Source organism: Acidiferrobacteraceae bacterium (genome assembly GCA_037388825.1).
In the GTDB taxonomy this organism is placed as follows: Bacteria; Pseudomonadota; Gammaproteobacteria; order Acidiferrobacterales; family JAJDNE01; genus JARRJV01.
Genome location: JARRJV010000085.1, coordinates 1 through 8970, shown reverse-complemented (window position 1 = coordinate 8970; position 8970 = coordinate 1). Strand labels below are relative to the sequence as shown.

The following is an 8970-nucleotide window of genomic DNA, read 5'->3' as shown; positions in this document are numbered from 1 at the left end:
CCGCCGTACCACGCGGGAAGGCTATTTGCTGTCTTTCTTGTCCGGAGTCGGGGCCGGGGCCGGGGCCGGGGCCGGGGCGGCTGCCGGGGCCGGCGGGGCCTTCTTGGCCTCGGTCACGTCGATCTTGGCCTTCTTCTTCAGGGATTTGATGAAGGTCTGGATGTCCTCGCTCTGCATTTGCCGATGCAGGGCCTGGGCGATCTTCTGGCTGAACGGAGGGATCTTGGCCGCGCGTGTGCTGTCCAGACGAATCACGTGCCAGCCATAGGGCGACTTGACGGGTTCCTGGCCTACGTGGCCGGTCTTCAGCTTGATCGCGGAATCGTACAGCTCCGGTGCCAGCGCACCGCGGGTGATCCAGCCCAGGGAGCCGCCGCGCTGGGCGGAGTCCACGTCGATGGACTTGGCCTTGGCCAGGGCAGCGAAGGACTTGCCCTTCTTCAGTTCGGCGAGTACGGCCTTGGCCTCATCCTCGCTCTTCACCAGGATGTGGCTGACCTTGAGCTGCTTTTCCTTCTTCAGTTCTTCGTAACGTGCCTTCACCTGCTGGGGTGTGACCGGGTTTTCCTCCAGGTACTTGCCGATGGCGGCCCGTGCAAGCAGGGAACGGTTGGCGAATTTTCTTGCCACGTAGAAATCGGCGTCCTGGTTCAGCTTCTCCTTGCGCGCATAGTTCGCCAGAATCTGGCCGGTCACCAGCTGGTCGATGACCTGCTTGCGCTCCTGCTCGTTGGCGGCCACGGGCACCGTGGCGACGGTCGCGCTCTTGTCCTTGTAGCCCTGTTGTCCGCAGGCAGCGAGCAGCGCGGCGGACACGAGCAGGACGGTAATGGAAAGGTTTCGAATCTTCATTGATTGAGGTCCTTGTTGAAAGATGAGTGGTGGGGTCGGATTCAGATCTCGTCCGGCGCATGGGCGCTGATGCGCAGGGCATGGATTTCGGCCGGCATCATGTCGCGCACCGCATCGTACACCAGGCGATGTCGTTCCACGGTGCCCAGTCCGGAAAAGGCTTTCGATACAATCATGACACCGTAGTGCCCGGCGCCGCCGCGCGCACCGGCATGGCCGGCATGCAGGTGACTGTCGTCCTCGATGTCCAGGGACTCGGGGTCGAGCGCCGCGCGTAGGCGCTGCTCGATCTGTTCAATACGGTCGCTCACGGCAGGGTCTGGCGAAAGGGTTTGACCTTCACCTCGGCATACACACCGGCGGCGACATAGGGGCAGGCCTTGGCCGCTTCCAGCGATTCGAACTCGGCAATGATGAGACTGCCGCTGAAACCGGCATCACCCGGATCGTGGGCATCCACGGCGGGGTAGGGTCCGGCCAGCACCAGGCGGCCTTCCTCTTTCAGCTGTTCCAGGCGCGCCAGGTGATTGGGCCGCGCCGACTTGCGCAGCGGCAGGCTGTTCGGCACGTCGGTGGAGTTGATCGCGTACAGCATGTCACTTGTCTCCGGTCTGCATGTGGGGCGCCATGCGGAAGGCCTGGTAGATAACGAAGACGAAGGTCAGGCCCGTGGTGCCGAACACCTTGAAGCTGGCCCAGTATTCGTTCTGCGTCTTCACGTCCAGGTTGGGGAAGTAGTGCGGAATCCAGTAGAAGGCAACCAGCAGATTGAGCACGCCCAGTACCAGGAAGAAGACCGCCCACTCGGCGTTCTGCCGTGTCCACACCTGTTCCGGCAGTTCCACCTGCTTGCCCAGCAGGTGTTCCAGCGCGGTGCGCTCGCCGATGAAGTGGGTGCCGAACAGGATCACGCTGAAGATCCAGTACACGACCGTGGGTTTCCACTTAATAAAGGTATCGTCGTGCAACAGCAGGGTGAGCCCGCCGAACACGGTCACGATGACCAGGGTGACGATGTGGGTAACCTCGAAGTTGCGCTTGCGCGCCCAGTGCACGCCCACCTGGATAATGGCGGCCGCGATCGCCACCGCGGTGGCGACGTAGATGTCGTACACCTTCAGTGCCGCGAAAAACAGCAGCAGGGGAAAGAAGTCGAACAGGAATTTCATGCCGGTTCCAGGAAAAAAGCCGCGCTATTGTTACACCTGGGCTTCGACAGGGCAACGCGGCCAAGGTTCATGTTATGCTGCGACGCAGCTTTTTCACCGATTTCACACGGTTTCCATGGCCCGCAGCCACGATCTCCACAGCCACAGCACCCGTTCCGATGGCACGGTTTCGCCCACCGAGGTGGTGGAGCGGGCGGCGGCCAACGGCGTGTCGGTACTGGCCCTGACCGATCACGACGTCACCGACGGCATCGCCGAGGCGCGGCAGGCGGCGGACCGGACCGGTCTCGTCCTGATTCCCGGCGTCGAGATCTCCGCCACCTGGGAAGGCCGCACCATCCACATTGTCGGTCTGAACGTGGACGTGGACGACGCCGGACTGCAGGACGGGCTGGCCTCGCTGCGGGCCGTGCGCGACGAGCGCGGCCGCGAGATCGCCGCCCGCCTGGAGCGGGCCGGCATCGCAGGGGTGTACGAGGGTGCCTCCGCCTATGCCACCGGCACCATTCTCAGCCGCACCCATTTCGCCCGTTTTCTCGTGGACGACGGTCACGCCAAGGACGTCGGCCGTGCCTTCAAGCGCTGGCTGCACAAGGGCCGGCCCGGCTATGTGCCCACCGAGTGGACCGCCATGGCCAATGCGGTGGCGTGGATCCGTGGTGCCGGCGGCCGTGCGGTGCTGGCGCACCCGGCGCGCTATCCCTTCAGTGGCGGCCAGATGCGCCGCCTGCTCGCCGAGTTCCGCGAGGCCGGCGGTGAAGGGGTGGAAGTGGTCTCGGGCAGCCACCGTCCCGGCGAGACCGATCGCTTTGCGCGCCTGGCAGTGGAATTCGGACTGCTGGCCTCGGCCGGCTCGGATTACCACGGGCCGGAGCTCGCCTGGCGTGACCTCGGCCGTCTTGCGCCCATGCCGGAGGAGTGCACGCCGGTGTGGCACGACTGGCCGCACGCACAGGCGGAACACCATGATATGATCGCCGGTAACAGCCTTTAACCAGACCGGTCAGTCGCGGAGGAGTACATGGATCAGGTCAGCGTTTTCGAAACGACACGCTACTACCTGGAGCAGTTCAGGGACTTTGCCCCACAGCTGATCACGGCCGTGGTTGTCCTGTTCGTCGGCTGGATCGTGGCCAAACTCCTGCGCGGCGCCATGGTCCGCGCCCTGCACCTGATGAAGTTCAACACCCTGACCGAACACTCCGGCATCAGCGGGTTCCTGAAGCAGGGCGGGGTGAAGCATACCGCGGAAGAACTGATCGGCCTGCTGGTGTACTGGACCGTGATCCTGACCACGCTGTTGATCGCCTCCAGCGCGCTGCACCTGGATGCGGTGTCGAAGCTGTTCGACTCCATCCTTCAATTTGTGCCCAAGGTCATCGTCGCCGTATTGATCCTGACCATCGGGCTGTACTTCGCCCGCTTCATTTCCGATATCCTGTTTGCCTATGCGCACAGTGTCGGCTTCCATGATGCGCCCCTGATCGCGCGCATCGCGCGCTATGCCATCGTCGCCTTCGTGGTGGTCATCGCCCTTGGCCAGCTGCAGATCCGTACCGCCATCCTCGAAGAGGCATTCCTGATTCTGCTCGCAGGGGTGATGCTTGCCTTCGGCCTGGCCTTCGGTCTCGGCGGGCGCGACTGGGCCGGGCAGCAACTGCACAAGCTTACCCACGAGCGTCGTACCCGCCGCACGGAACCCCCGTCCGGCAGTCGCAAGCACGGCAAGAAGGAATAAACGAACTCTCCCGGTACCGCGCGGGCTCCGGCGCCGCGGCGCCCTCCTGTGCCATGGCCCAGTGCTTCCACATTCATCCCGAAAACCCGCAGGTGCGGCTGATCCGCCAGGCGGTGGAGATCATTCGTGGCGGCGGGGTGGTCGTGTACCCCACGGATTCCAGCTATGCCCTCGGTTGCCACATCGGCGACAAGGCGGCCATGGAGCGCATCCGCGCCATTCGCCGCGTGGGCGCGGACCACAACTTCACCCTGGTGTGCCGCGATTTGTCGGAGATCGCGGCCTATGCCCGCATCGGCAATGCCGACTACCGCATCCTCAAGGCCCACACCCCCGGCGCCTACACCTTTATCCTGCCGGCGACGCGCGAGGTACCGCGGCGCCTGCAGCACCCGAAGCGCAAGACCATCGGCATCCGCATCCCGGACCACGCCATCACCCAGGCGCTGCTGGCGGAACTGGGCGAGCCGCTGATGAGCTCGACCCTGATCCTGCCCGGGGAAAGTACGCCCCTGACGGACCCGGAGGAGATCGAGCGCCGGCTGGGCAAGCAGGTGGACCTCATCATCGAGGGCGGGCCGTGCGACCTGGAGCCCACGACGGTGGTGGAGCTGCACGACGGCGAGGCCCGGGTGGTGCGCGAGGGCAAGGGCAACCCCGTGCCCTTTGCCGCCTAGGTGTCTGAATCTTGGGTAAAACCTGCAAGAAACGCCGCGTTCAAGAAGAAGCCCGGCCTTGCTATACTGCGCCGGTACCGCGTGCGGGACGACCGGGAAACGGCGCCACCACCCGGTTCGGCAGGACTACCGATACCGATCCGCTGACGACTGAATGAACACCCCATTACCCGGACAACCGCAGCGCGTGCTCTCCGGCATGCGCCCGACGGGCCGCCTGCACCTCGGCCATTACCACGGCGTGCTGAAGAACTGGATCCAGTTGCAGCACGAGTTCGAGTGCTTCTTTTTCATTGCCGACTGGCACGCGCTCACGACCCACTACGAAGACCCGTCGATCATCGAGAAGAATGTGTGGGAGCTGGTCATCGACTGGCTCGCCGCCGGGGTGGACCCGGCCCATGCCGTCATCTTCGTGCAGTCGCGCATCCCGGAACACGCGGAGCTGCACCTGCTCTTGTCCATGATCACGCCGCTCGGCTGGCTGGAACGGGTACCGACGTACAAGGACCAGCAGGAGGCCCTGCGCGACAAGGACCTGGGCACATACGGGTTTCTCGGCTACCCGCTGCTGCAGTCGGCGGATATCCTCATGTACCGCGCCGGCATGGTGCCGGTGGGCGAGGACCAGGTGGCGCACGTGGAGCTGACGCGCGAGGTGGCGCGGCGCTTCAACCATTTATACGGGCGCGAACCCGATTACGAGGAACTGGCGGAGCAGGCCATCAAGAAGATGGGCAAGAAGGGCGCGAAGATGTACCGCGAACTGCGCACCGCGTATACCGAGCGCGGCGAACAGGACGCGCTGGAAAAGGCGCGCGCCCTCATCGACGGCGCGCAGAACATCAGCCTCGGCGATCGCGAGCGACTGTTCGGCTATCTCGAGGGCGGCGGGCGCATCATCCTGCCCGAGCCGCAGCCGTTGCTGACGCCGGCGGCGAAGATGCCGGGCCTGGACGGACGCAAGATGTCCAAGTCGTACGAAAACACCATCGCCCTGCGCGAGGACCCGGAAGAGATCGAGAAGAAGCTGCGCACCATGCCCACGGACCCGGCGCGGGTGCGGCGCACCGATCCCGGCGACCCGGAGAAGTGCCCGGTGTGGCAGTTGCACCTAGTGTACTCCGACGAGGACAAACGCAAGTGGGTGACCGAGGGCTGCACCAGTGCCGGCATCGGTTGCCTGGACTGCAAGCAGCCGGTGATCGATGCCGTGCTGGCAGAACTGAAACCGATACAGGAGCGCGCCCGGCAACTGCAGTCGGACCCGCAGACCGTGCGTGACATCGTCGACGACGGCTGCCGCCGCGCGCGCGAGATCGCCGGCGACACCATGGAAGAGGTGCGACGCTTCATGGGCCTGGAGTACCGCTGATGGATCCGACCACGACCACGCCGCCGGAAACCGACGGGCCCAACGGCAAGGAGGCGCCGCAGCAGGAGGAGATGCCGTTCGCCATCGTGCTGGGCGAGGCCCTGACCGAGCTGCCCAAGGACCTGTACATCCCGCCGCAGGCACTGGAGGTATTCCTCGATGCCTTCGAGGGCCCGCTGGATCTGCTGCTGTACCTGATCCGCAAACAGAACATCGACATCCTCGATATCCCGATCGCGCGCATCGCCGACCAGTACATGGGCTACATCGACCTCATGCTGAACGCGAAGCTGGAACTGGCGGCGGAGTACCTGGTCATGGCCGCGATGCTGGCGGAGATCAAGTCGCGCATGTTGCTGCCGCGGCCGGAAGGCGAGGGGGAAGAGGAAGAAGAGGATCCGCGCGCGCAGCTGGTGCGGCGCCTGCAGGAGTACGAGCGTTACAGCCGCGCGGCGCAGGAAATGAACGAGCTGCCACGCATGGGGCGCGACGTGCACATGGCCCTGGCCGAGTTCGAGGGACCGAGGGTGGAACGGCCCCAGCCGCAGGTCTCGCTCACCGATCTGCTCGGCGCCTTCCGCAAGGTGCTGGACCGCGCCGACCTGTTCCAGCATCACCACATCCAGCGCGAGGCGCTGTCGGTGCGCGAGCGCATGACCCGGGTGCTGGACCATGTGAACAGCGAAGGCTTCGTCAATTTTGAAAACCTGTTCGATCTCGAGGAGGGCCGCATGGGCGTGGTCGTGACCTTCCTCGCGATCCTCGAATTGCTGAAGGAGTCCCTGGTGACCGTGGTGCAGCAGGAACCCTTCGCGCCCATACATATCAAGGCCGCAGGCTGATGTCCGAATCCAACAAAGAACTGAAACACATACTCGAGGCGGCGTTGTTCGTCGCCGGCAAGCCCTTGCCGATCAGGAAACTGCAGTCGCTGTTTCCGGAAGGCGCACAGCCCGACACCGACGCCATCAAGGCGGCGCTGGCGGAACTGGAACAGGACTATGCCGAGCGCGGCGTGGAACTGCGCCAGGTGGGCAAGGGCTGGCGCTTCCAGAGCCGCGAACGCTATGCCGAGTGGGTCGCGCGCCTGTCGGAGGAGCGGCCGGCCCGGTACTCGCGCGCCCTGCTCGAAACCCTGGCCATCATCGCCTACCGCCAGCCCGTGACCCGCGGCGACATCGAGGAGATCCGCGGCGTGACCGTGTCGAGCGAGATCATGCGCACCCTGCAGGAGCGCGAGTGGATCCGCGAGGTCGGCCACCGCGACGTGCCCGGCCATCCGGCGCTGTGGGGCACGACCCCCGGCTTCCTGGAGCACTTCAACCTGCGTTCCCTGTCGGACCTGCCGCCGCTGTCGGAACTGCGCGACCTGGACGAGATCTCGCGCGAGCTGAACCTGTCCCTGGACTTCGCCGACGCGAAGGCCCGTATAGAGGGCGAAGGGTCTTCCGAAGAGGAGGGCGCCGAGGCGGAAGTCCTCGCGCACCACGAGGACGAAACCGAGGCGGCGGACGAGACAGCGGGCGAGGACGAGAGGGAAGACGAGTGAGCCCCTCCCCGCACGGCGACGACAAGGGCGCGCCCCCGGGGGAGAAACTGCAAAAGATTCTGGCGCGCCTGGGCTACGGTTCGCGCCGCGAACTGGAGCAATGGATCGCCGACGGGCGCGTGTCCGTGGACGGCAAGCTCGCCAAGCTCGGCGACCGCGTTACCGAAGAGCAACAGATCCGCGTCGACGGCCGCCCGGTGAACCTGCCTCAGGAAGGCCTGCGCCGGCGGGTGCTGGTCTACTACAAGCCCGAGGGCGAGGTCTGTTCGCGCTCCGATCCCCAGGGCCGTCCCACGATCTTTGATCATCTCCCTGGATTGCGGGCGGGCCGCTGGGTCGCCGTCGGCCGGCTGGACCTCAACAGCCAGGGCCTGATGCTGCTCACCAACGACGGCGAGCTGGCCAACCGGCTCATGCATCCGCGCTACGAGATCGAACGCGAATACGCCGTGCGCGTGCTCGGCGAGGTCACGGACGACATGGTGCAGCAGTTGAAGAAGGGCGTTGAGCTGGAAGACGGCCTCGCGAAGTTCGATACCATCGTCGACGCCGGCGGCGAGGGCGCCAACCACTGGTATCACGTCACCCTGCACGAGGGCCGCAACCGCGAGGTGCGGCGCATGTGGGACGCGGTCGGCGTCAAGGTCAGCCGCCTGACCCGCGTGCGCTTCGGCCCCCTGCGCTTGCCGCGCAACCTCCGTGTCGGCAACTGGGAACAGCTGGACGACAACACCCTTGCGTGCGCCCCTCCTCGAGAAGGTCGGCCTCAAGCCCGAACGCAGACAGCAAAGGCCGGCGCGAAAGAAGCACGCCCGCAACAAGCGCCGGCCGCCGCGCCCGCGCCGGAGATGAGAGCCATTCGATGACTGTGGCCCACTCCCTGCGGGAGGCGCACGACCTGCTGCTCAATGCCTACGGCCCCCAGCGCTGGTGGCCCGGCGACACCCGGTTCGAGATCATGGTCGGCGCGGTGCTGACGCAGAACACCGCCTGGACCAACGTGGAAAAGGCACTCGCCAACCTCAAGCGCAACGATGCGCTGTCGGCCGAGGCGATCCTGGCCGCGCGTGCCAGCAAGCTGGCGGGCTGGCTCAAGCCCTCCGGCTATTTCAATATCAAGGCGAAACGGGTCAAGGCCCTGTGCCAGTGGCTGGTGGAGCAGGGCGGGGTGAAGGCGATCGCCAAGCGGCCCACGGACGAGCTGCGGCGCGAACTGCTTAACGTACACGGCGTCGGCCCGGAGACGGCGGACGACATCCTTTTGTACGCCTTCGACCGGCCGGTGTTCGTCATCGACGCCTATACGCGTCGCATCTTTCGGCGCATGCGGCTGATCGCCGGCGACGAGGGCTACGAGCACCTGCGCGCCCTGTTCGAGAAGTCCCTGGGCGAGGATGCGGCCCTATATAATGAGTACCACGCCCTGATCGTGGTCCACGGCAAGGACGTGTGCCGCACCCGGCCGCGCTGTTCCGGCTGTTGCCTGCGCCGGCGCTGCCCCGCTTCGAAGGAGTTGGCGTGACCAATTTCCCAAGACCAAGTTAAATAAACTTTCGAGAGAGAACGATCCATGGATTTCAAACTGCTGGCCACGGTGTTCGCCACCGTTT

Annotated in this window: 12 protein-coding genes; 8 read left to right on the top strand and 4 right to left on the bottom strand. The window is 65.3% G+C overall.

Annotated elements, in window-relative coordinates; genetic code table 11:
- Nucleotides 1-21 precede the first annotated feature (21 nt).
- The 4 genes from P8X48_11835 to P8X48_11820 are packed head-to-tail and all read right to left on the bottom strand — an operon-like array spanning nucleotide 22 to nucleotide 2021.
- Complete coding sequence (locus tag P8X48_11835) at nucleotides 22-852, bottom strand: peptidylprolyl isomerase (protein MEJ2107994.1); 831 nt, start codon at nucleotides 850-852, stop codon at nucleotides 22-24.
- 41 nt (nucleotides 853-893) lie between these two features.
- Entirely contained in the window at nucleotides 894-1163 is a 270-nt protein-coding gene (locus P8X48_11830) for a BolA family transcriptional regulator (protein MEJ2107993.1), read from the bottom strand.
- A complete protein-coding gene (locus tag P8X48_11825) occupies nucleotides 1160-1447 on the bottom strand; it encodes a YciI family protein (protein ID MEJ2107992.1) in 288 nt (95 codons plus the stop codon). Before P8X48_11825 ends, P8X48_11830 begins: the two co-directional genes overlap by 4 nt.
- A 1-nt stretch (nucleotide 1448) precedes the next feature.
- The gene (locus P8X48_11820) at nucleotides 1449-2021 is read right to left on the bottom strand and encodes a septation protein A (GenBank protein MEJ2107991.1); all 573 of its coding nucleotides are present in this window, start codon (nucleotides 2019-2021) and stop codon (nucleotides 1449-1451) included.
- Here P8X48_11820 and P8X48_11815 point away from each other — a divergent pair.
- The 8 genes from P8X48_11815 (at nucleotide 2020) to P8X48_11780 (ending at nucleotide 8882) form a co-directional block, all read left to right on the top strand.
- Nucleotides 2020-3015, top strand: a complete 996-nt coding sequence (locus P8X48_11815; protein ID MEJ2107990.1) for a PHP domain-containing protein — start codon at nucleotides 2020-2022, stop codon at nucleotides 3013-3015. The two genes, P8X48_11820 and P8X48_11815, sit on opposite strands and share 2 nt — an antisense overlap.
- A gap of 27 nt (nucleotides 3016-3042) precedes the next feature.
- Nucleotides 3043-3759: a hypothetical protein gene (locus tag P8X48_11810; protein MEJ2107989.1), complete on the top strand. Its 717-nt coding sequence runs from the start codon at nucleotides 3043-3045 to the stop codon at nucleotides 3757-3759.
- 53 nt (nucleotides 3760-3812) lie between these two features.
- Nucleotides 3813-4436: an L-threonylcarbamoyladenylate synthase gene (locus P8X48_11805; GenBank protein ID MEJ2107988.1), complete on the top strand. Its 624-nt coding sequence runs from the start codon at nucleotides 3813-3815 to the stop codon at nucleotides 4434-4436.
- 154 nt (nucleotides 4437-4590) lie between these two features.
- Nucleotides 4591-5811 (top strand): tryptophan--tRNA ligase, encoded by a 1221-nt coding sequence (locus P8X48_11800; protein ID MEJ2107987.1) that lies wholly within the window; start codon nucleotides 4591-4593, stop codon nucleotides 5809-5811.
- Between the two features lie 71 nt (nucleotides 5812-5882).
- On the top strand, nucleotides 5883-6653 hold the full coding sequence (locus tag P8X48_11795; GenBank protein MEJ2107986.1) for a ScpA family protein: 771 nt from the start codon (nucleotides 5883-5885) through the stop codon (nucleotides 6651-6653).
- Nucleotides 6653-7360: an SMC-Scp complex subunit ScpB gene (scpB, locus tag P8X48_11790; GenBank protein ID MEJ2107985.1), complete on the top strand. Its 708-nt coding sequence runs from the start codon at nucleotides 6653-6655 to the stop codon at nucleotides 7358-7360. The genes P8X48_11795 and scpB overlap by 1 nt, the downstream gene beginning before the upstream one ends.
- Nucleotides 7357-8226 (top strand): 23S rRNA pseudouridine(2605) synthase RluB, encoded by an 870-nt coding sequence (gene rluB / locus P8X48_11785; protein ID MEJ2107984.1) that lies wholly within the window; start codon nucleotides 7357-7359, stop codon nucleotides 8224-8226. The genes scpB and rluB overlap by 4 nt, the downstream gene beginning before the upstream one ends.
- Complete coding sequence (locus tag P8X48_11780; GenBank protein MEJ2107983.1) at nucleotides 8223-8882, top strand: endonuclease III domain-containing protein; 660 nt, start codon at nucleotides 8223-8225, stop codon at nucleotides 8880-8882. Before rluB ends, P8X48_11780 begins: the two co-directional genes overlap by 4 nt.
- The last annotated feature ends 88 nt before the right edge of the window (nucleotides 8883-8970 follow it).

Excerpts from the sequence above, each read along its gene's own strand:
- P8X48_11835 (MEJ2107994.1), bottom strand. The coding sequence starts at position 852 with ATGAAGATTCGAAACCTTTCCATTACCGTCCTGCTCGTGTCCGCCGCG.
- P8X48_11825 (MEJ2107992.1), bottom strand. The coding sequence starts at position 1,447 with ATGCTGTACGCGATCAACTCCACCGACGTGCCGAACAGCCTGCCGCTG.
- P8X48_11815 (MEJ2107990.1), top strand. The coding sequence starts at position 2,020 with ATGCCGGTTCCAGGAAAAAAGCCGCGCTATTGTTACACCTGGGCTTCG.
- P8X48_11820 (MEJ2107991.1), bottom strand. The coding sequence starts at position 2,021 with ATGAAATTCCTGTTCGACTTCTTTCCCCTGCTGCTGTTTTTCGCGGCA.
- P8X48_11810 (MEJ2107989.1), top strand. The coding sequence starts at position 3,043 with ATGGATCAGGTCAGCGTTTTCGAAACGACACGCTACTACCTGGAGCAG.
- P8X48_11805 (MEJ2107988.1), top strand. The coding sequence starts at position 3,813 with ATGGCCCAGTGCTTCCACATTCATCCCGAAAACCCGCAGGTGCGGCTG.
- P8X48_11800 (MEJ2107987.1), top strand. The coding sequence starts at position 4,591 with ATGAACACCCCATTACCCGGACAACCGCAGCGCGTGCTCTCCGGCATG.
- P8X48_11795 (MEJ2107986.1), top strand. The coding sequence starts at position 5,883 with ATGCCGTTCGCCATCGTGCTGGGCGAGGCCCTGACCGAGCTGCCCAAG.
- scpB (MEJ2107985.1), top strand. The coding sequence starts at position 6,653 with ATGTCCGAATCCAACAAAGAACTGAAACACATACTCGAGGCGGCGTTG.
- P8X48_11780 (MEJ2107983.1), top strand. The coding sequence starts at position 8,223 with ATGACTGTGGCCCACTCCCTGCGGGAGGCGCACGACCTGCTGCTCAAT.